This is a genomic window from Bacillus sp. J41TS8 (genome assembly GCF_018333035.1).
Taxonomy (GTDB): domain Bacteria; phylum Bacillota; class Bacilli; order Bacillales; family Bacillaceae; genus Bacillus; species Bacillus paralicheniformis.
The window spans coordinates 104,181-124,202 of the sequence record NZ_BORF01000003.1; the positions used below are offsets into that span (position 1 = coordinate 104,181).

The 20,022-nt window shown below is 43.6% G+C and carries 25 protein-coding genes and 1 pseudogene; 23 read left to right on the plus strand and 3 right to left on the minus strand.

Features of this window, described 5'->3' with window-relative positions:
- The first annotated feature begins 96 nt into the window (after positions 1-96).
- Both KI350_RS05760 and KI350_RS22960 read left to right on the plus strand, forming a co-directional pair.
- Positions 97-1,161 carry a glycosyltransferase family 4 protein gene (locus tag KI350_RS05760; RefSeq protein ID WP_065644252.1) on the plus strand — a complete coding sequence of 355 codons (1,065 nt, stop codon included), beginning with the start codon at positions 97-99 and terminating at the stop codon, positions 1,159-1,161.
- Between the two features lie 126 nt (positions 1,162-1,287).
- Positions 1,288-1,662: pseudogene (locus KI350_RS22960) on the plus strand (YunG family protein).
- Between the two features lie 84 nt (positions 1,663-1,746).
- Here KI350_RS22960 and KI350_RS05765 read toward each other — a convergent pair.
- On the minus strand, positions 1,747-2,826 hold the full coding sequence (locus KI350_RS05765; protein ID WP_059231019.1) for an LCP family protein: 1,080 nt from the start codon (positions 2,824-2,826) through the stop codon (positions 1,747-1,749).
- Between the two features lie 14 nt (positions 2,827-2,840).
- Positions 2,841-3,479 carry a YigZ family protein gene (locus tag KI350_RS05770; protein WP_059231015.1) on the minus strand — a complete coding sequence of 213 codons (639 nt, stop codon included), beginning with the start codon at positions 3,477-3,479 and terminating at the stop codon, positions 2,841-2,843.
- 222 nt (positions 3,480-3,701) lie between these two features.
- Between KI350_RS05770 and degS the strand changes: the two genes are divergently transcribed.
- The 15 genes from degS to hag all read left to right on the plus strand — a co-directional run bounded on the left by degS (position 3,702) and on the right by hag (position 15,288).
- Complete coding sequence (gene degS / locus KI350_RS05775) at positions 3,702-4,859, plus strand: two-component sensor histidine kinase DegS (RefSeq protein ID WP_003185733.1); 1,158 nt, start codon at positions 3,702-3,704, stop codon at positions 4,857-4,859.
- A gap of 81 nt (positions 4,860-4,940) precedes the next feature.
- A complete protein-coding gene (gene degU / locus KI350_RS05780; protein ID WP_003185730.1) occupies positions 4,941-5,630 on the plus strand; it encodes a two-component system response regulator DegU in 690 nt (229 codons plus the stop codon).
- Positions 5,631-5,749: 119 nt separating this feature from the next.
- A complete protein-coding gene (locus tag KI350_RS05785; RefSeq protein WP_059231013.1) occupies positions 5,750-6,592 on the plus strand; it encodes a DegV family protein in 843 nt (280 codons plus the stop codon).
- A 123-nt stretch (positions 6,593-6,715) separates the two neighbouring features.
- Complete coding sequence (locus KI350_RS05790; RefSeq protein WP_081303611.1) at positions 6,716-8,110, plus strand: ATP-dependent helicase ComFA; 1,395 nt, start codon at positions 6,716-6,718, stop codon at positions 8,108-8,110.
- 54 nt (positions 8,111-8,164) lie between these two features.
- Positions 8,165-8,449, plus strand: coding sequence for a late competence protein ComFB (gene comFB, locus KI350_RS05795; RefSeq protein ID WP_059231011.1), 285 nt, complete (start codon positions 8,165-8,167; stop codon positions 8,447-8,449).
- Positions 8,406-9,140, plus strand: a complete 735-nt coding sequence (locus tag KI350_RS05800; protein ID WP_059231009.1) for an amidophosphoribosyltransferase — start codon at positions 8,406-8,408, stop codon at positions 9,138-9,140. Before comFB ends, KI350_RS05800 begins: the two co-directional genes overlap by 44 nt.
- Positions 9,141-9,198: 58 nt before the next feature.
- Positions 9,199-9,618 (plus strand): TIGR03826 family flagellar region protein, encoded by a 420-nt coding sequence (locus tag KI350_RS05805; protein WP_059231007.1) that lies wholly within the window; start codon positions 9,199-9,201, stop codon positions 9,616-9,618.
- A gap of 79 nt (positions 9,619-9,697) precedes the next feature.
- Complete coding sequence (flgM, locus tag KI350_RS05810) at positions 9,698-9,964, plus strand: flagellar biosynthesis anti-sigma factor FlgM (protein WP_020453113.1); 267 nt, start codon at positions 9,698-9,700, stop codon at positions 9,962-9,964.
- 17 nt (positions 9,965-9,981) lie between these two features.
- Positions 9,982-10,458, plus strand: coding sequence for a flagellar protein FlgN (locus tag KI350_RS05815; RefSeq protein WP_059231003.1), 477 nt, complete (start codon positions 9,982-9,984; stop codon positions 10,456-10,458).
- A gap of 15 nt (positions 10,459-10,473) precedes the next feature.
- The gene (flgK, locus tag KI350_RS05820) at positions 10,474-11,997 is read left to right on the plus strand and encodes a flagellar hook-associated protein FlgK (protein WP_059231001.1); all 1,524 of its coding nucleotides are present in this window, start codon (positions 10,474-10,476) and stop codon (positions 11,995-11,997) included.
- Positions 11,998-12,007: 10 nt separating this feature from the next.
- A complete protein-coding gene (flgL, locus tag KI350_RS05825; RefSeq protein ID WP_065644253.1) occupies positions 12,008-12,919 on the plus strand; it encodes a flagellar hook-associated protein FlgL in 912 nt (303 codons plus the stop codon).
- Positions 12,920-12,968: 49 nt separating this feature from the next.
- Positions 12,969-13,535 carry a DUF6470 family protein gene (locus KI350_RS05830; protein ID WP_065644254.1) on the plus strand — a complete coding sequence of 189 codons (567 nt, stop codon included), beginning with the start codon at positions 12,969-12,971 and terminating at the stop codon, positions 13,533-13,535.
- A gap of 21 nt (positions 13,536-13,556) precedes the next feature.
- A complete protein-coding gene (gene fliW / locus KI350_RS05835; RefSeq protein WP_065644255.1) occupies positions 13,557-13,988 on the plus strand; it encodes a flagellar assembly protein FliW in 432 nt (143 codons plus the stop codon).
- Positions 13,982-14,206 carry a carbon storage regulator CsrA gene (csrA, locus tag KI350_RS05840; protein ID WP_065644256.1) on the plus strand — a complete coding sequence of 75 codons (225 nt, stop codon included), beginning with the start codon at positions 13,982-13,984 and terminating at the stop codon, positions 14,204-14,206. The genes fliW and csrA overlap by 7 nt, the downstream gene beginning before the upstream one ends.
- A 134-nt stretch (positions 14,207-14,340) precedes the next feature.
- Positions 14,341-15,288, plus strand: a complete 948-nt coding sequence (hag, locus tag KI350_RS05845; RefSeq protein WP_065644257.1) for a flagellin Hag — start codon at positions 14,341-14,343, stop codon at positions 15,286-15,288.
- Positions 15,289-15,429: 141 nt separating this feature from the next.
- Here the strand turns inward: hag and KI350_RS05850 are convergent, their stop codons facing one another.
- The gene (locus tag KI350_RS05850; RefSeq protein WP_065644258.1) at positions 15,430-15,816 is read right to left on the minus strand and encodes a hypothetical protein; all 387 of its coding nucleotides are present in this window, start codon (positions 15,814-15,816) and stop codon (positions 15,430-15,432) included.
- A gap of 273 nt (positions 15,817-16,089) precedes the next feature.
- Here KI350_RS05850 and flaG point away from each other — a divergent pair, with 273 nt between their 5' ends.
- The 6 genes from flaG to hpf all read left to right on the plus strand — a co-directional run bounded on the left by flaG (position 16,090) and on the right by hpf (position 19,882).
- Entirely contained in the window at positions 16,090-16,431 is a 342-nt protein-coding gene (gene flaG, locus KI350_RS05855) for a flagellar protein FlaG (RefSeq protein WP_065644259.1), read from the plus strand.
- A gap of 18 nt (positions 16,432-16,449) precedes the next feature.
- Positions 16,450-17,931, plus strand: a complete 1,482-nt coding sequence (locus tag KI350_RS05860) for a flagellar hook-associated protein 2 (protein ID WP_065644260.1) — start codon at positions 16,450-16,452, stop codon at positions 17,929-17,931.
- Positions 17,932-17,949: 18 nt separating this feature from the next.
- Positions 17,950-18,351 (plus strand): flagellar export chaperone FliS, encoded by a 402-nt coding sequence (fliS, locus tag KI350_RS05865; protein ID WP_020453103.1) that lies wholly within the window; start codon positions 17,950-17,952, stop codon positions 18,349-18,351.
- On the plus strand, positions 18,351-18,692 hold the full coding sequence (gene fliT / locus KI350_RS05870) for a flagellar protein FliT (protein WP_065644261.1): 342 nt from the start codon (positions 18,351-18,353) through the stop codon (positions 18,690-18,692). Before fliS ends, fliT begins: the two co-directional genes overlap by 1 nt.
- Positions 18,693-18,701: 9 nt before the next feature.
- Positions 18,702-19,079, plus strand: coding sequence for a DUF8042 domain-containing protein (locus KI350_RS05875; protein WP_020453101.1), 378 nt, complete (start codon positions 18,702-18,704; stop codon positions 19,077-19,079).
- A 242-nt stretch (positions 19,080-19,321) separates the two neighbouring features.
- Entirely contained in the window at positions 19,322-19,882 is a 561-nt protein-coding gene (gene hpf / locus KI350_RS05880) for a ribosome hibernation-promoting factor, HPF/YfiA family (protein ID WP_065644262.1), read from the plus strand.
- The last annotated feature ends 140 nt before the right edge of the window (positions 19,883-20,022 follow it).

The window sequence follows — 20,022 nt, forward strand, 5'->3', positions numbered from 1 at the left end:
TTTGGCTGGAGCTTGTTATAATAAATAATGAAATTGTATAATGAAAAGGTATGATCTTTTATACGACCAGACTTCATTTAAAAAGGAGACTTCCTTATGTCTTATGAACGCACTATACTTGCGTTTTTTGTCTCTCTCATTACTGTTTTAATTATTACTCCGCTTGTCAAACGTCTAGCAATCAAATCCGGGGTCGTGGATCAGCCGGATAAACGAAAGATACATGATAAAGTAATGCCGAGAATGGGCGGTTTAGCCATTTTTATAGGAGTATTGACCGGTTCGTTTGCCGGCGGCCTTTATGAAAACAGAATAACAGCAATTACACTCGGCGCTTTTATGATCGTCATGTTAGGCATTGTAGATGACAAATACAATTTAAGCGCGAGAATTAAATTTATCGTTCAAGTATTAGTAGCCTGCATCATTGTCAGTACAGGTTTGAAAATGGAATTTTTATCGATTCCGTTTTGGGATCTTCGCTTTGATTTGGGGTGGCTTGCATACCCTCTGACGATTTTATGGATCGTCGGGATCACCAATGCCATCAACTTAATCGACGGATTGGACGGCCTGGCTGCGGGTATATCCGTCATCGGTCTTTCGACGATCGCCGTCATGGCTTTTTCTGCCGATAAAATCCTGATCTTCTCTTTGTCGCTGGTTGTCATCGGAAGCACGGTCGGCTTTCTGTTCTATAACTTCCACCCGGCGAAAATCTTTATGGGAGACACGGGCTCGCTGTTCTTGGGCTATGTGATCTCGGTTCTGTCGCTGCTGGGGCTGTATAAAAGCGTGACTCTGTTCAGCGTCGTCATTCCGATCATTATACTAGGAGTGCCGATATTTGACACGACATTTGCGATCATCAGGCGGATTTTAAACAAGCAGCCGATTTCTGCTCCCGATAAATCGCATATTCATCACAGGTTGATGGCCTTCGGCTTGTCCCATCGGAAAGCCGTCATCGTCATTTATTTAATCGGCGTCGTCTTCAGCCTGAGTGCCATTCTTTTAAAAACCGCAACCCTCTGGGTGTCCATCTTCATCATCTTCGGTTTAATCCTGTTCATGCAGATCATCGCAGAGGTGACAGGCCTTGTAAATGAGCAGTACAAGCCTTTTACGAAGTTTTACAGGCGGATGGTGAAGAGGAATTAATGAACGTAAAAACCCCTGGTTTCCAGGGGTTTTATTATTGCTGCATCTCAGGAAGCCCCATAAAAGGTAGACGCTTTTAAGTTTAGTCCTTGCTTGATTAAGACTCTATGAAAAGGAGGATTTTTTATGGATGATCATCACCTTGGACAAATCGAACAAATAATGAAAGCACTGTATAAATCCTGATCTTCAGATTCAAGTTCAAAATGGAGTCAGGATAACCCTGCAAAGGGACAATGCGGCGTAACCGCCTTAGTCGTAAATGATGTATTAGGCGGAGAAATAAGGAAAACAAAGCTGCCCGAGGGGTGGCATTTTTATAATTTTATCAATGGTAAAAGATATGATTTAACGGTTTCTCAATTCAAAGAAGACATCCTGTATATGGATATTCCCTCAAATAGAGACGAGGCATTCTCAGATACCAACGAAAAACAGTATAGCTATTTAAAGCAAAGTGTTATCAATCATTTGCCTTTTTCAAATCGTAAGTTACATTAGCTTAATAAAAAAGGGGAACCCTTAATATATAAAGAGTTCCCCTTCATTTTATTCAATTATGAATTTAATATTCAACTGAGCTGATCAATAAGAAGAAGCAGCAGGCGATTCAGCTGAGCTGTCCGTTCCGTCAGCGGTTGCGGAAGATTCAGACGATGTTCCGCTCGAATCAGCAGTTGAGTCCGGGTATAAATGATGGGTCAATTCATTTTGCACGTTTGCCAGGTTTTGCTGGTCAGGCTCAAAGTAATAAACATTTGCAATCGTAAGATCCTGTCCTGTGATGTTTAATGTTTTAATATCATCGCCAGCAAAGCCGCTGTAGATTTGCTGGAGCGCCATGGCCTGTGTGATTCTGAAATTTGTCTCAATGTTTTTGCTTGCTTTTTGGGCAATTGTATCAATTTTAGCGAGGTTTTGCGGTTTTGAGATTTGATCAAGAGCGGCTTTTAAGATTTGCTTCTGTCTGTCGTTTCTCCCGAAGTCTCCCCGCTTATCCTGTTTTCTCATCCTTGCGTAGGCAAGAGCTTCCTCTCCATTTAGATGCATGTTTCCTTTTTTAAAATAGATTCTCTTCGATTTGGAGACATCGCTTTTTTCGTTAAAATCAAACGGCACGTCAACATCGATTCCGCCGATTTCATCGATGACATCTTTGAACCCGTCAAAATCGACTGTGGCATAGTAATCAATCGGGATTCCGAGGAAGTCCTCAACGGTCTCGATCGTTTCATCTTTGCCGCCTTTTGCATAGGCCGCATTAATTTTTGTTTTTGTGCCGGTTGTGTCGCTTGCCAAATGAACCCTTGTGTCCCGCGGAATGCTCAGCATTTTCATCGACTTCTTTTTAGGATCGAGCGTCACGACAATCAGGGAATCCGTCCGTCCGTGCTCGCCGTTTGTCGAATAATCTTCAACACCCATAAAAAGAATCGAGAACGGCTTTTTTTGAATATTCACGACATCGTCCCTGAGCTTTGACTTCTCCCCGCGCGCAAGCTCATCATAAGTGCCGTCAGCAGCGGAAATCGTGTTAATAATTTTATATATGCCCACTCCGCCGATTGCGAGAAGTGCGAGCAGCATAAGGACTATAAACCGTTTAATCAGCTTTCTCTTTTTATTCTTTTTTTTCCGCACTTTCACTTTAATACGCTCAGCCATATGATGATTCTCCTTTAATTGTTAAAAGCTTCTTCCAAATAGACTTGAATGCCTTCTCTATTCTCACTCTTGCCATTTGTTAATTCGGTTATCCATTCCGTAAATGCCTGTTTTTCGCTTTCCTTGACATATGTTTCAAATTCGACATCGTCGGCATAATGAATGTCTTTTATTTGATAAGGGGACTCGCGAAGCTCGTTTTCAAGCTTGCCGATCCATGTATAGTTCACAGTGGTGTGGATGACCCGCATCAGCTTTCGTTCGACAACGCCGACATGGTTCAGCCCCTCTGACACGGATTTTCCGTAAGCCCGTATCAACCCTCCTGCGCCGAGTTTAATACCGCCGAAATACCTCGTCACAACGGCGCATGTATCTTTAAGGTTGCGTTTCTTCAAAACTTCAAGCATCGGAACGCCTGCTGTCCCGCTCGGTTCTCCGTCATCATTCGCTTTTTGAATTTGATCATTTTCTCCTATGACGTAAGCCGAGCAATTATGCGTTGCGTTCCAATGCTGTTTTTTTATGTGATTGATAAAGTTCTGTGCTTCTTCTTCAGTACTGACGCGGCTCAAGTGGCATATAAACCGGGATTTTTCAATCACGATTTCATGGGTCCCTTCACCTGCAACAGTGAGATAACTTTGCAGCATGCCTGCTTACCTCCTGACAAGCCATGCGGCTGTTCTCCTAAATATCGAACAGACTTAGAATTTTGGCGCATATTTTGTTATGATTAAATAGAAATGGATCGGTAACCATAAAAAAACCAAAAAACCAGAATACGCATTCTTTCATTATAATTCGACACGAATTTCAGTTCAATGAAATTTATGATAAAACTAAATGACAATGCTGTTACGGAGGGAAAATGGGTGAGTGTTTCCAAAATGGACTCCAAAGTTTTAGATTCAATCATTATGAAGATGTTAAAAACGGTTGACGGGAGCAAGGATGAGGTCTTTCAAATCGGAGAGCAGTCCCGTCAGCAATACGAAGGCTTGGTAGAAGAGCTGAAACAGATTAAACAGCAGGTCAACGAAGTCATCGATCTTGGAGACAGGCTGGAAGTGCATGCCCGCCATGCGCGGAACCGCTTGTCAGAGGTCAGCAGAAACTTTCATAAATTCAGTGAAGAAGAGATTCGCGAAGCTTATGAAAAAGCCCACAAACTGCAGGTTGAACTGACGATGATCCAGCAGCGGGAAAAGCAGCTGAGAGAGAAGCGTGATGATCTGGAACGGCGCCTTTTAGGGCTTCAGGAAATCATCGAGCGTTCAGAAGGGCTTGTCAGCCAGATTACCGTCGTCTTAAACTATTTAAATCAGGATCTGCGTCAGGTTGGCGTTCTCCTTGAAGATGCGCAGGCCAAACAGGACTTCGGCCTGCGGATTATCGAAGCCCAAGAGGAAGAAAGAAAAAGGGTCTCAAGGGAAATCCACGACGGTCCTGCGCAAATGCTGGCCAACGTCATGATGAGATCTGAGCTGATCGAACGCATCTTCAGAGACAAAGGAACAGAAGAAGGCTTTCAGGAAATTAAAAACCTCCGGCAAAACGTCAGAAATGCTCTTTATGAAGTCAGAAGAATCATTTATGATTTAAGGCCGATGGCTTTAGACGATTTGGGATTGATACCGACGCTCAGAAAATACTTGAACACGATCGAAGATTATCATGGAAAAGCAAAGATTCATTTCCAATGCATCGGAGAATCCGAAGAGAGAAGAATAGCACCGCGGTTTGAGGTTGCACTATTCCGGCTTGCACAGGAAGCAGTGACAAACGCCTTAAAACACTCCGAATCAACTGAAATTCATGTTAAAGTAGAAGTGACAAAAGATTTTGTGACGCTGATTATCAAAGACAATGGAAACGGCTTTGACTTAAAAGAAGTAAAAGGCAAGAAGAACAAATCTTTCGGTCTGCTAGGTATGAAAGAAAGAGTCGATTTGCTCGAAGGCTCAATGACAATCGATTCTAAAATAGGTCTTGGGACATTTATTTTGATTAAAGTTCCACTGTCTTTGTAAAGATAATTGTAAAATAGAGACAAAAGACATATTGACCATAAAAGCGGTGTGTTTAACAATGAGAATGGGGAGGCGTAGCTTGTGACTAAAGTAAATATTGTAATTATTGACGATCATCAGTTATTCCGTGAAGGTGTCAAACGGATTTTGGATTTCGAACCTACCTTTGAGGTAGTGGCCGAAGGAGACGACGGAGATGAAGCGGCTCGCATTGTCGAGCACTACCATCCTGATGTTGTCATCATGGATATTAATATGCCGAATGTGAACGGAGTAGAAGCGACAAAACAACTGGTCGACTTGTATCCGGAATCAAAGGTTATTATTTTATCTATCCATGATGACGAAAACTATGTTACACATGCATTAAAAACAGGAGCCCGCGGCTATCTGCTGAAAGAAATGGATGCCGATACGCTGATCGAAGCCGTGAAAGTGGTAGCTGAAGGCGGATCTTATCTGCATCCTAAGGTTACGCATAATCTTGTGAATGAATTCCGCCGACTTGCAACAAGCGGTGTATCATCTCACGCTCAGCATGAAGTGTATCCGGAAATCCGGAGACCTCTTCACATTCTTACAAGAAGGGAATGCGAGGTTCTCCAGATGCTGGCGGACGGAAAAAGCAACCGCGGAATCGGCGAATCATTATTTATCAGTGAAAAAACGGTTAAAAACCACGTCAGCAACATCCTTCAAAAAATGAATGTAAACGACAGAACGCAGGCTGTTGTTGTAGCCATTAAAAACGGCTGGGTAGAAATGAGATAAAGATGGACTTGCCATAAGGCAGGTCTTTTCTTTTGGCAGAAAATCAAACTTTATAATGAAAAAAGCTGCTTTTTCTTTTAAAATAGAAAAGAGTATCTTTCATAAGGAAGGTTTATTTCATGAAAACAGCAGTAGTAACAGACAGTACGGCATATATACCTAAAGACCTGCGCGATCACTACAATATTTATATGATACCTCTCAATGTGATCTTTGGAGAGACTTCATACAGGGAAGAGATCGATATGAGCTGGAAGGACTATTACAAAGAAGTAAAAGCTCACGAAAATCTCCCGACGACATCCCAGCCCGCGTACGGCGAGCTGATTTCTCTCTATGAAAAGCTCGGAGAAACATATGATGCGGTTATCAGCATCCACCTTTCCAGCGGCATCAGCGGAACATTTAACAGCGCTGTATCAGCAAGCGGTATGCTGGATGGAATTAAACTGTATCCGTTTGATTCGGAAATCAGCTGCATGGCTCAAGGTTTTTATGCGATCGAAGCGGCTGAGATGGCGGAAAAAGGAGCAGCTCCGGAAGAAATCATTCGCCACTTGGATCATATGAAAACCTCAATGAGGGCTTATTTTATGGTTGACGACCTTTCACATTTGCAAAGGGGAGGACGTCTGAGCGGCGCCCAGGCTTTTGTCGGAAGCCTATTAAAAGTAAAACCGATTTTGCATTTTGAGAACAAGCTAATCGTTCCCTACGAAAAAATCCGGACGAGAAAAAAAGCGATGAACCGTTTATTTGAGCTTTTTGGCGAAGATGCCGAAAAAGGAAAGCCGCTGAGAGCGGTTGTGATTCATGCCAACCGTGAAGAAGAAGCCGATCAAATAATCGAAGATTTGTCGCAGCAATACGCACATGTCGAATTTTATAAAAGCTATTTCGGGCCTGTGATCGGCACCCACCTTGGTGAAGGAGCAATGGGTATCGCCTGGTATACAGTATAAAAGCCAATCTCCGTTTTGCAAAACGGAGATTTTTTCTTTTTCAACGGTTTTTGAGGGAGATTTTTAGATTTTGACTGTTTTACAAGAAAACATGGATGATAGATACTGAATGGCAGATTGGAGGTGATTCACATCGAACATCCGGCATCCTATTCCCGTGAATTGCGGTCATGTATGGAGCAGCGCCACCTTCTGAAAAGCGAACTTCCTTTTCCGGAACCTGTCATTGATTGGCACATCCAAGAAGGCCTGATAAAAACGGAGGAAGGCATTAAAAAAACGAAGAGAGGCTTTGTTTGCTATAGGTGCGGCCAGCACGAGCGCTCATGTTTCGCTCGATATCCTTGCTATAGGTGCAATAAATCCTGCGTGTACTGCCGAGCCTGCGTCATGATGGGCAGGGTGAGCGAGTGTACCCCTCTGTTGACTTGGCGTGAGCATGGCATACATGAATGGGCGCCTGTTTACACGGAGTGGAAAGGCGCACTTTCAGCCGGTCAGGAAAAAGCGGCCAAATCTATTATCGATGCTATACGCAGGAAAGAAGAGCTGTTGATCTGGGCGGTTTGCGGGTCGGGAAAAACAGAACTTCTTTTTCAAGGGATCGAATTCGCGCTGAACAACGGTTTGAGAGTATGTATCGCCACTCCGAGAACAGACGTTGTGCTCGAGCTTGCTCCGCGGTTTCGCCACGCCTTCCCAGGGGTGGAAATCGCCGCTTTATACGGAGGGAGCTCAGACGTTGGAACTCTCTCGCCGCTTGTCATTTCAACTACCCACCAGCTGCTCCGCTATAAAGAAGCATTTGACGTGATCATCATAGATGAGGTGGATGCTTTTCCGTATTCTATTGATAACACGCTGCAATACGCTGTTAAAAAATCGGCAAAACAGCAAAGCGCACACATCTATTTGACCGCCACGCCTTCTGCGGATATGAAGAAAAGGGCTGAGAGCGGAAAGCTGCACACCGTCCGTATTCCCGCGAGATTCCACCGCAGCCCGCTGCCTCAACCTACATTGATTTGGTGCGGAAATTGGGAAAGGGGTTTGAAACGAAAAAAAGTTCCTTTTCGCCTCAAAAAATGGCTTTTTAAGCACAAAGAACTGCAGCATCCGGTTTTTATGTTCGTTCCCTCTGTCCCTGTTCTTAAAACCGTGGTCAGTCTGCTGAAAAAGGAAACATTTCGCGCTGAAGGGGTCTATTCCGAAGACCCTGAGAGAAATGAAAAAGTGAACCGGTTTAGGGAAAGTAAGCTTGAGGTGCTCGTGACGACAACGATTTTGGAAAGAGGAGTGACCGTCAAAAAAGCGCAGGTTGGAGTATTGGGGGCAGAGTCGGCGATTTTTTCGGAAAGCGCTCTTGTCCAAATGGCCGGAAGAGCCGGCAGGCATCCCGAGCACACAGATGGAGACGTCTGTTTCTTTCATCACGGCAGGACAAAGGCGATGAATGCGGCACAACGTCATATTCAACATATGAATAAACTGTCTAAAAAGGAAATGTTGATTGACTAGTCTGATATTCATGGTAAAGTATACCTATGAATATAAAATGAGGAGCGGTGCCGGATGCTAGTCAATGCTAAAGAGGCTGTTTTGGAAGAGTTGTTTGATCAGTATATCGAACAGCTGCACATGAGTTGTATGTGCAGCAGGTGCAGGGAGGATGTGCTCGCCTTGGCTTTAAATGCAGTAAAACCGAAATATGTAACAGATGAGTCAAAGCTGGCTTACATAAAAGCAGAGCTCGTTGACAAACAAAAAAATACATCAATGCTCGTTACCTTGGCTGAAGCTGCCAGAAAGGTGAATGACAACCCGCTTTGCGAAAGCAATCGAAAAGGGAGGGAATGAACTGTATTGTTTAATTTGTGAAGCGCCTCTTTTACATTCTCTTTCATGGCGCGCTTTTTTCTTTTTACGATCAGAAGAGAAAATATGCAGGGCATGTAAAGACAATTTTATCAGGATCGAAGGAACCGTGTGCCCTAAGTGCGGGCGCCCCCAAGAGAGCGAAGAACTGTGCGGTGACTGCGTAAAATGGGAAGCTGATCCGTTAACCCGCTCTCTTTTGAGGCAAAACCGCTCTGTCTATATCTACAATACCTTCATGAAAGAAGTCCTTGCCCGTTTTAAGTTCAGAGGTGATGCTGAACTGGTCTTCGCTTTTGCTCCTTCATTTATCAATGCTTTCCATCAATATTGCCGCCGCACTCCTGCTGTTTTAGTTCCGATACCACTCAGTGAAGAACGTAAAGCGGAGCGGGGATTCAATCAGGCGGAGCGGCTTGCTTCCTTATTAAAAAGACCCGTTATGCATCCTTTGATCAGAATTGAAAATGAAAAACAATCCAAAAAAAGCAGAAAAGAACGGATCAAGCCCAAAACGGTTTTTAGAACCGAAAAGGGATCAGTAAAGAATCTGGATATCATATTGATCGACGACTTGTATACGACAGGGGCGACGCTTCATCATGCCGCTGATTGTCTGATGATATCCGGTGAGGCAAAATCTGTATCATCATTTACATTAATTCGAAGCTAAATCATTTTTTCTCCCTGCCGATATAAAAGATAGAATTTAAGGATAGGGGTCAAAATTTATGAGTCAATTGGCGAATTGTCCAAGATGTAATGCATTGTTTATGAAAAGCAGTTTTCAAACCGTTTGTGCTTCATGCGTGAAAGAAGAAGAGCGTGCGTATGAAACCGTTTATAAATTTCTGAAAAAACAGGAAAACCGCCAGTCTACCATGTTTCAGATTGTAGAAAAAACAGGTGTCGAAGAAGAGTTAATATTGAAGTTTATCAGACAGAAACGCATTCAAATTTCCAATTTCCCGAATCTCGGCTATCCGTGCGAAAGGTGCGGCACACTTATTCGGGAAGGGCGTTATTGCCTGTCATGCGATCAAGATTTAGCATCGCAAATGAGTCAATTAGACCAGCTGGAACAGCTTGAAAAAGAGAGAAAGAATAGTTCTAAAGGCACGTACTATACCTTTAAGCCTAAAAATGACTGATTCCCTAAACTAACTTGAAGCTCAGACGATAAAATGAGTATGATCATAGATAACTATGGCGGAAAGTGAGAGGAATCCCATGAAGATCAACCAATATGGAACACAACCTGTTAATCCTTATCATAAATCATTTGAAAAACAAACAGCTTCTTCGCAGGCTGCAGCACAACCGGAAGATAAAGTTGAGATTTCTGCGAAAGCAAAGGAGCTGCAAAAAGGTCCTGATTTAATGAAGGAGCGTCAGGAGAAAATTGCCCAGCTGAAAGCAGCCGTTGAGAATGGAACGTACAAAGTGGACGGCAAAGGCATAGCTGAAAAAATGGTCAATTTTTATAAACAGCAATAAAAGGAGGAAGTCGTTCAGTGAAACGGGTGATAAAAGAGCTGGAGCGCTTATGCGTGCTGCATGAACATCTGCTGTCTCTGTCGGAACAAAAAACGGAGGCGCTGAAGACGAACGAAATAAAGGCACTTTCAGAAATCGTGACGAAAGAACAAAAATATGTGCAGGCCATTGAACAAACGGAACAGTCTCGCATTGAAGCAACTAAAAGCTGTATCGGCAGCTCGGACGCGACCATCAGCGCATGTATCAGCAAAGCTGCGGGCGGCGAGAAAAAGGTGCTGGAACAGCTGTATGCCAAGCTCTCACAGCTCGTCATCCGTTTAAAAGACGTGAACGATTTGAACAAGCAGTTGACTTTTCAGTCGCTTCAATTTATCTCGCTTACATTTGATATGCTCCTTCCGAAAGAAAGCGGTTCGAATTACGGAAAAGAGCAGCAGTCAAATCAGACAGGCGGGACCAAACGGCTTTCTTTATTCGATTCAAAAGCTTAGAACGGAGTGAAAAAGATGACAAACCCAACTTTTTTAGGGCTGGAAATCGCCAAAAGAGGCTTGTCCGCGCAGCAATCAGCTCTAAGCGTGACAGCAAACAATATATCCAACGCCAATACCGAAGGGTATTCAAGACAGCGTGTCACATTTAAAGCGTCGACCCCTTATCCGTCCGTATCAAGAGACTCTGTCGGGCTTGCCGGCCAGATGGGTACAGGCGTTGAAGTCGGTTCGGTTGAACGGGTTAGAGACAGCTTTCTGGACTATCAATACCGGACGCAGAATACAAAGGCCGGCTATTATAATGCAAAAGTGGACGCTTTTAACCAAATGGAAGGGATTATGAATGAACTGAACGACACCGGATTAAACAAGGTTCTGAATTCATTTTGGAATTCCATTCAGGAATTGACGAACAACGCTCACGAACCGAGCGCTGCTTCTGTCGTCGGACAAAAAGGGCAGGCGGTCGCCGATACATTTAACACTTTGTATAATTCGCTGACAACCGTTCAATCAAATTTAGGCGACCAGATTGATCAAAATGTGATGACGATCAACTCGCTTCTGTCACAGCTGAACAGCTTGAACGAGCAAATCGCCAAAGTCGAGCCGAACGGCTATCTCCCGAATGATTTGTACGATAAGCGTGATCAGCTCCTTGATGAACTGTCTTCAATGGTTAATATCAAAGTCAGCTATACGAAAACCGGCGGCAACCCACTTGCAACCGCTGAAGGCATTGCATCAATAGAAATCCTGGACGAAAACGGCCAGTCTCTGGGCAAGGTTCTTGACGGACCAAACTTCACGACTGAAACTGTCAAAGTAAATTACGACAACGATACCGGCCTTGTGACAGGCGTTTCCCTCGGCGGGACGGACATCGGCATCGATTCGTTTACTAGTAAAGGATCGCTGCGCGGTTTAATCGAGTCCTTCGGATATATGTCAAACGGTGCAGAAAAAGGTTTATATCCTGAAATGCTTGCAGACCTGGATACGCTGGCGCTTGCTTTTGCGAAAGAGTTTAATGCAGTCCACCAAAGCGGGTTTACTTCATCGGGAGAACCGGGAGGCATCTTCTTTGAATTTACCGGGGGAGAGGCTGAGCCTGCAAAGGGAGCCGCAGGAAAAATCAAAGTAGCCGATGAGATCATGAATTCAAAAGGCGATAAAATCGCCGCATCGCTGAATGGTGAAGCGAGCGACAACTCCAACGCGACAAATCTCGCTAATGTCTTCACCAAGAAAATTCAAATCGGCGACAAAACGACGACCGTTTTAGACTATTACGCAGGCATTATCGGTGAAATGGGTGTAAAAGCTCAGGAAACAAACAGACTGGCCAAAAATACAGAAACGCTTGTAAACACTGCTGAGTTGAACAGGCAATCTGTGAGCGCCGTATCATTAGACGAAGAGATGTCGAACATGATCCAATTCCAGCATGCTTATAACGCAGCTGCGAGAATGATAACGCTGCAGGACGAAGTCCTCGATAAAATTATTAACGGCATGGGTGTCGTAGGAAGGTAGGTAAAGATTCATGCGGGTAACCCAAGGGATGATCGCAAAAAACTCTTTGCGCTACATCAATTCAAGCTATGGTAAGCTGGATAAGCTTCAATCCCAGATTTCGTCAGGAAAAAAGATTTCAAAGGCGTCCGATGATCCCGTCGTCGCAATGAAAAGCCTGAAGTACAATACACAATTGTCCCAGGTTAAACAATATCAAAGCAATGCCTCCCAAGCTTTTACATGGCTTGAAAACACGGAAACGAACATTACAGAAGGCATTGATATCATGGGGAAAATCAGGGAGCTGACCGTTAAGGCTCAAAACAGTACAAACGGCGAGGATGAACTAAATGCGATCGGAGTCGAAATCGGCCAACTGAAAGACCAGCTGATTCAGATCGCCAATACGCAGGTTAACGGCCGCTACCTCTTTAACGGTACGAACTCTGACGTCGCTCCGATCACCAAAAACGCCGATGGTACTTACACATACAATTTTGAAAACTATACAAGCAGCTCTGACGTCAACATCAATGTTTCGCCAAATGCAACCTTAAATGTAAACTCAAATCCGATTTCGGCTTTTGGCGGGCAGTCAGGCAGCGGACAAAACGTCTTTGAAATGATTGAGTCTCTCGAGAACGCCTTAAAAGCGGGAACAATGGAAGGGATGGAAAACGCCCTCTCAGATATTGACCAGTTTTCCAATCAGATGAGCAATGAGCGGTCTGATATCGGAGCGCGCTACAACCGGCTCGAATTGATCAATGCGCGGCTGAGCGAACAGGAAGAGACGGCGACAAAGGTATTGTCAGACAACGAAGATGTTGAGCTTGAAGAAATCATTACTGAATTTATTACACAGCAATCGGTTCACAGAGCTGCACTTGCCATAAATGCGAAAATCGTTCAGCCGACACTGGTTGACTTTTTAAGATAAAAGCGACTCTATCCGAGTTGCTTTTTTTCAGCAAAAGGAGGATATCATAATGGAGATGCCGAGGCTGATCATGCAAAATATCCCCGGCCGCATCGGTTTAACAACAACGCCGCCGGATTTGAAAATGGAACAGCCGCGCGCCGACTTGAAAATCGAGCAGCCGCCGGCTGAACTGGAGATCACAACCACCCCTTCAAAGCTCACGATTGACCAGACAAAAGCTTGGGAAGACTTAGAAAGAAAGCATATCTTTAAAAGGATTGAAGAAGGAGCGCAGCAGGGCTATCAAGATTGGCTTGCCGGAATGGCTCGGACCGCTGAAGAAGGGGACGAGATGATGCGGATCGAAATCGAAGGCAATCCGCTTGCAGACCAGGCGAGACGAATCGGCGAGCCTGAACCGATTCAAATCGGCGTTCATTTTACGCCGTCATTTGACAGGGTGAAGATCGCATATGAACCGGCTAAAGTGAACATTGAAGCGACGCCGCGCAAGCCTGTTATCGAAGCAACGCCGAATAAACCGGTTGTTAACTATACGCCGGGCAGTGTGAAGGTTGACATGCTCCAATATCCGGAGGTAAAAATAGAGGTGGAATACCCAAAACAAAAGTAATTCAGCAAAGGATCGTGAATGATGATCATTAAAACGAAGTATCACGGAGAAACGCAAATTCAAGAAGACCAGACAATCGTGTTTAAAAACGGCCTGCCCGGATTTACAGGCGAAAAGAAATTTGTCATTCTGCCGCTGTCCGAGGATTCGCCGTTCGTCGTCCTTCAGTCGGTGCAGTCGGAAGAGCTGGCATTCATTGTCGCCAGTCCGTTCGTCTTTTTCAAAGATTACGGTTTTGATCTCGATGAAACAACGGTTGAGCTTCTTGAAATCGAGTCTGCCGAAGACGTTGAAGTGATGGCGATTTTAACGATCGAAGAGCCATTCGAAAAATCAACGGCCAATTTGATGGCGCCGATTGTCGTGAACCGAAAAACAATGCTTGCCAAACAAGTGATTTTGCATGACTCTTCTTATCAGACAAAGCAGCCGATAGGAGGGGAAGCATGCTAGTCTTATCCCGCAAGCTCAATGAAGCGATTCAAATCGGAGACGATATTGAAGTGAAAATTATATCCATTGACGGCGACCAGGTGAAAATCGGCATTGACGCGCCGAAGCATATCGAAATTCACCGCAAGGAAATCTATTTGGCGATCCAGGAAGAAAACAGCCGGGCCGCTTCCATCTCAAACGATTTGCTTGCTAAATTATCCTCACAAAAAAAGTGAGGATTTTTTTATTTTTGCTATAAACAAATCAAAGGGAGTTCCGATATATAGTATGTAGCAGGAAGGACAGCCTGAATGCTTCAAAATATGCACATGGACGTGCAATCAAACACATTTCAAGGAGGAAATACACAATGAGAATCAACCACAACATTGCAGCGCTTAACACGCTGAACCGTTTGTCTTCAAACAACAGCGCAAGCCAAAAGAACATGGAGAAGCTTTCTTCAGGTCTTCGCATCAACCGTGCCGGAGATGACGCAGCAGGTCTTGCCATCTCTGAAAAAATGAGAGGACAAATCCGCGGTCTAGAAATGGCTCAGAAAAACGCTCAAGATGGAATCTCTCTTATCCAAACTGCTGAGGGTGCATTGACTGAGACTCATGCAATCCTTCAACGTATGCGTGAACTTACAGTTCAAGCGAACAGCACAGGTACACAAGATACTACCGACCTTTCTGCAATCCAAGATGAAATCAATGCACTGAAAGAAGAGATTGGTGGATCAACTAAGGCTGGAGCAAGTAAAGGTATCTCTGACCGTACACAATTCAACGGTAAAAACCTTCTTGATGGTACATTCAACTCTACTGACGGAGACCAGTTGCAATTCCAAATCGGAGCAAACAGTGGTCAAACGATTTCAGTTAATATCGAAAGCATGGCCGTTAATAAAATCGGAACAATCGCTGATCCAGCTGATCCGACTCAGAACTTTACGGTGGAACAAATTGATGTTGTAGCACTAACTGGAAAAGTAGACTCAGAAGGGAATGATATTTCAGCTGATCCTTCTGGATTCACTTTTGATAAACAATTAGGTGCGATCGACAACGCAATCAAACAAGTATCGACTCAACGTTCTAAACTTGGTGCGGTACAAAACCGTCTAGAGCACACAATCAACAACCTGGGTGCCTCTGGTGAAAACTTAACAGCTGCTGAGTCTCGTATCCGTGACGTTGACATGGCGAAAGAAATGAGTGAGTTCACGAAGAACAACATTCTTTCTCAAGCTTCTCAAGCGATGCTTGCTCAAGCGAACCAACAGCCGCAAAACGTTCTTCAGTTGCTTCGTTAATTGTTTAAAAAAGACCTTGGCAAAAGCCAAGGTCTTTTTTATTGTAATATCAAACCCAATAAAGATTGCTAAGGTCCTTTTTTGTAATATTAGAAAAGAGACACTCAATCATTGACCTTAGGGTGTCTCAATATAGAATGCCTATTTATTAGAGAAATCGCTAATAATAAGTGTTCTTGTACCACTTAGTGCAGAATTCTTACCTTTTATGTAGTAGAGGTGATCTGGATCAGTATAAACTGTCTGAATTTCTTGTTGTAGCGAGTAATCTACACTGGAAGAGGCAACTAATTTATTTCTTCCATCCGGAGTAATTTCGTAGAGTGAACAAGTACCACCACCTAAACGTGTTGCATAATAAAATCTGCACCGGAAATCGCCTTCCCCAACGCCATGAAAAATATCAGCGCTTTGGCGAACTTCACCAGGGTATACAGCTACTCGAGCCAAAACTGCTGCCTTCGAAGAAGTGTAAAAACTAAATAACAATACAAAGGTTATTGCGAGCGACACAAAGATTTTTTTCATGATCAAATCCCCTTTCTTGTAGATATTGTCAATTCAATTATAACATTATAAAAAATAACAAATTTGAATATTTATTGAAAGATATTTTCTTATCCAAAAGGATTTATAATAAAGGTGATAATAAGGAAGTTCTATCATGGTCTTTACTCTTCAAATATACAGTGAGTGGCTAGTTTCTATCACCTTGCATTAGTTTTTTTCCATAAAGATGTTTAATCTCATTCGCCCTTAGCCGATATAAGTTTTAGATCATAGCATAGGGGATGGTAAAAATTGTCGATCGGTAGATTGTCATCTTTAGAACCCATAATTGATGCTTACAAAACACAGATGATGAATAAGCAGTATGAAGCGGCAGAGCGTTCGCAGCAGACGGATGCTGCAGAATTTACATTTGCTCAGCTTGAAAAAACGGTACAAGGCGCAAACAATCTTTTAGAGCCGTCTCAAGTCCACCTTCAGTTTGTACTTCACGAAAAATTGGGAGAGTATTATGTGAAGGTCGTGGACAATCGGACAGAGGAAGTCGTCCGTGAGATCCCGCCAAAAGAGTGGCTCGATTTTTATGCAGCGATGGCGGAGTTCATGGGATTAATTGTCGATAAAACTACATAGAACAGGAGTGTAAAAGATATGGCGATCAGAATATCAGGATTAGCTTCAGGCATGGATATTGATGACATTGTCAGCAAATTAATGAAGACGGAGCGCGTTCCGCTCGATAAGCTCACACAAAAGAAACAGACTTTGGAGTGGCAGCGCGACAGCTATCGTGAAATCAATACGAAAATTAAAGATTTGCAGGAATCAATCAACCTTATGCTCCGCCCCAGCACGTACGGCGCGAAAAAGGTGACAAGCTCTAACGAGTCAGCGGTTACGGCAACAGGTACCACGAATGCAGCATCAGGCACGATTCAAATCAACAACCTGGCAACCGCCGCCACCTATAAGACTTCTAGCCTTTCAGGGTATACAGGAAGCGATCAAACGTTAACTTTCCAAGTGACAGCTCCTGGAGAAACGACTGCAAAAAAAGTTGAAATCAGCGTCAGCAGTACGGATACGCTGGATGACATCGTTTCCAAAGTCAACAAATCAAATTTGGGCGTAACCGCTATGAAGGAAAAGATTTATAACGGGTCTGAATATGTGGAAACGATCGCCTTCACATCAAAAGCAACCGGCGCAGGGGGAAGCATACAGGCAGCTGATGATGCGACGGCGAGCTTTATGTCCAATCAGCTCGGATTTTCGCTTGACGCAGACAACAAGCTGACAGCCAGCCAGGTCGGTCAAAACGCTGAAGTTATCATCAACGGATTGCAGATTGAGAAAACAACCAACAACTTTACCGTTAATAATGTGACATATCAGTTGAAGAACACGACAACCAGCCCCGTTTCGCTTGACGTAGCAACTGATGTTGACGGGATTTATGAAAAGATTAAAGACTTTGTCACACAGTACAATGAACTGATCGATATGGTCAACGGAAAGCTCACGGAAAAGAAATACCGCGACTATACGCCGCTGACAGAAGAACAAAAAGCAGATATGACGGAAAAGCAAATTGAGCTGTGGGAAGAAAAAGCGAAAAGCGGACTGTTAAGGGGTGACACGATTTTAAGCGGTGCCACCAACCAAATGCGGACTGATTTTTACGCTAATGTATCTGCTAATGGAGAATCACTGCAGCTTACCCAGTTTGGAATTTCTACTTCAAGCGTTTACAGTCAGCGCGGTCATTTAGAGATAAACGAAAAAAAACTGAGAGAAAAGATCGCAGAGGACCCCGACAGTGTGGCTAACCTTTTTATGGCGGGAACTAGCAGTACTGAAAACTATAATGAAAAAGGGATATTGAGGCGGATTCAGTCTGTTTTAACCGATACAAAGAAGCAGATTGAAGATAAAGCCGGAAATTCAACAATGGCAAACAATCAATTCTCGATCGGAAAAAACTTGAATACAGTTGAATCTGACATTTCGTCAATGAACGCCCGCCTGAAACAAGTCGAAAATCGCTACTACACAAAATTCACGGCGATGGAAAAAGCGATTCAAAAAGCGAACGAACAATCGACATACTTATTACAAATGCTTGGACAATAATATTGTGGAGGATCAAGAATGGCTTTAAACAACCCGTATGCAGCTTATCAGCAAAATTCAATCAACACGGCGACTCCTGGAGAATTGACGCTTATGCTATTTGACGGCTGCCTTAAATTTATGAAGCTGGCGAAACAGGCGATTGAACAAGAGGATATGGAAACGAAAAATACGAACCTTGTCAAAGCTCAAAAGATTATCCAGGAGCTCAATATCACCCTTGACCGGAAAGTCGAATTGGCCGCTTCAATGGGGGCAATGTACGAGTATATCCACCGCCGCCTTGTTGAAGCCAACATTCGCAATGACAAAGATATCGTGACGGAAGTCGAAGGGTATGTCAAAGATTTACGCGATGCCTGGAAGCAGGCGCTTCAAATCGAACGGCAGGGCCGGTTCGGATCGGGCGGGCTGGCGTAATGGAAAAGATTGAGCTGCTGTACAGCGAAACAAAACATATGCTCGCTCAAATAAAAGACGCCCCCGAAAGCGATGAGCTGGTTCAGGCAATTGAAAATTTTCTTGAAAAACGCGATGGCTTGATCAAAGAGATCAAGCCGCCTCTTTCTGAGACAGAAAAACAGCAGCTGCGGCAAGTGACGGATATGGAGCCATTGCTCATGGCCGAACTGAAAAGGCTGCAGCAGGCTGTCAAACAGGAGCTGCTTCAGGTGAAGCAGAAGCGTGCCATGCATCATTCCTATATCAATCCGTACGCCAACATGACGATTGACGGCACATATTATGACAAGCGCAAATAGGTGATCGCTTTGACAAGCACCGACGATTACATGCTCTTAACGACTTATTATCAGCTTTTGTTTACGATTGAAGAGGGGTTTTGCTATTTAATAGAAGCGAATCAAGATTTGGCGAAGACAGAAGGAGAGCGGATTTTTAACGATTTAATCTATGCTTTTTTTCAGTTGGATTCGTCGCACGCTGTATTGCTGTCGATTTTGGAGACAAGCTGTGCCAAATCTTCGATTCGTTTTTTTGACAGAGTCTTCCGTGAGTTTGACAGTCTGATTTATTACAATTATCCGTCTGCTGAATTTCAGCATGACTTAACCCATCATTTTTTACCGCTTTATCGGGAATGGATGAAAACGATCCACCAATGCATGAGACCTTACGTTATCCATTGACGGCATACACCGGACCGGCTTCTGCAGGTGTATGCCATATTTTTTTATAAAGCAAAAATGGCGTTCTGATTTGATTCGCATGTGAATATATTTAAGATTTAATAAAGGGGTTCAAATGACAGGAGACAATCTTCGTCAAAATTCACGGATTTTTCACATAATTTTTACGTTTATGCAGGAATTCAGCAGGGAAAAGACGAAATGTATTTACATATCCTTAATATAAAGGAGGCGTTCTTTTGATGGAGTACAACGTCAGAGGAGAAAACATTGAGGTAACACCAGCGTTAAGAGAACACGTCGTGAAGAAAATTGGAAAGCTTGAGCGTTATTTTGAAAATAACGTTGATGCGATTGTTCACGTCAACTTGAAATTCTACAACGATCAGGAATCTAAGGTGGAAGTGACAATTCCAATGACAGACCTCTCTCTCCGTGCGGAAGTTCACCACGAAGATATGTACAATGCAATCGATCTCGCAACGAACAAACTGGAACGTCAAATTCGCAAGCACAAAACAAAAGTGAACCGGAAATTCCGCGAAAAAGGTTCTCCGAAGTATGTTTTTGCCGAAGGAAACGGCATCGGAACGGCCGTGAAGGATGACACTGAGGATGAACAGCCGCAGGTTGTCCGTCAAAAGCGCTTTAATTTAAAACCGATGGATAATGAAGAAGCGATTTTACAAATGAATATGCTTGGACACAGCTTCTTTGTATTCACGAACGCCGAAACCAATCTGACCAATGTGGTCTACCGAAGAAACGACGGAAAATACGGTTTGATCGAGCCGAACGAATAAATATATCAAGTCCCCTCCCGGATCTTCCGCAGAGGGGATTTTTTCCGTTTCCCCGCGGTAAATTGTTTGGAAATGACAAAAGGTATGATATGATATTGCATATATAAAAATTACTGTTTACTCATACTTAAACAAGGAAA

Coding starts and splice junctions, on each gene's coding strand:
- KI350_RS05805 (WP_059231007.1), top strand. CDS start 9,199: ATGAGTCAATTGGCGAATTGTCCAAGATGTAATGCATTGTTTATGAAA.
- KI350_RS05770 (WP_059231015.1), bottom strand. CDS start 3,479: ATGCTGCAAAGTTATCTCACTGTTGCAGGTGAAGGGACCCATGAAATC.
- KI350_RS05785 (WP_059231013.1), top strand. CDS start 5,750: ATGAAAACAGCAGTAGTAACAGACAGTACGGCATATATACCTAAAGAC.
- flgK (WP_059231001.1), top strand. CDS start 10,474: ATGACAAACCCAACTTTTTTAGGGCTGGAAATCGCCAAAAGAGGCTTG.
- comFB (WP_059231011.1), top strand. CDS start 8,165: ATGCTAGTCAATGCTAAAGAGGCTGTTTTGGAAGAGTTGTTTGATCAG.
- KI350_RS05760 (WP_065644252.1), top strand. CDS start 97: ATGTCTTATGAACGCACTATACTTGCGTTTTTTGTCTCTCTCATTACT.
- KI350_RS05860 (WP_065644260.1), top strand. CDS start 16,450: ATGGCGATCAGAATATCAGGATTAGCTTCAGGCATGGATATTGATGAC.
- KI350_RS05800 (WP_059231009.1), top strand. CDS start 8,406: ATGACAACCCGCTTTGCGAAAGCAATCGAAAAGGGAGGGAATGAACTG.
- hpf (WP_065644262.1), top strand. CDS start 19,322: ATGGAGTACAACGTCAGAGGAGAAAACATTGAGGTAACACCAGCGTTA.
- fliT (WP_065644261.1), top strand. CDS start 18,351: ATGGAAAAGATTGAGCTGCTGTACAGCGAAACAAAACATATGCTCGCT.
- fliW (WP_065644255.1), top strand. CDS start 13,557: ATGATCATTAAAACGAAGTATCACGGAGAAACGCAAATTCAAGAAGAC.
- KI350_RS05830 (WP_065644254.1), top strand. CDS start 12,969: ATGGAGATGCCGAGGCTGATCATGCAAAATATCCCCGGCCGCATCGGT.
- csrA (WP_065644256.1), top strand. CDS start 13,982: ATGCTAGTCTTATCCCGCAAGCTCAATGAAGCGATTCAAATCGGAGAC.
- fliS (WP_020453103.1), top strand. CDS start 17,950: ATGGCTTTAAACAACCCGTATGCAGCTTATCAGCAAAATTCAATCAAC.
- flgM (WP_020453113.1), top strand. CDS start 9,698: ATGAAGATCAACCAATATGGAACACAACCTGTTAATCCTTATCATAAA.
- KI350_RS05850 (WP_065644258.1), bottom strand. CDS start 15,816: ATGAAAAAAATCTTTGTGTCGCTCGCAATAACCTTTGTATTGTTATTT.
- flgL (WP_065644253.1), top strand. CDS start 12,008: ATGCGGGTAACCCAAGGGATGATCGCAAAAAACTCTTTGCGCTACATC.
- hag (WP_065644257.1), top strand. CDS start 14,341: ATGAGAATCAACCACAACATTGCAGCGCTTAACACGCTGAACCGTTTG.
- KI350_RS05765 (WP_059231019.1), bottom strand. CDS start 2,826: ATGGCTGAGCGTATTAAAGTGAAAGTGCGGAAAAAAAAGAATAAAAAG.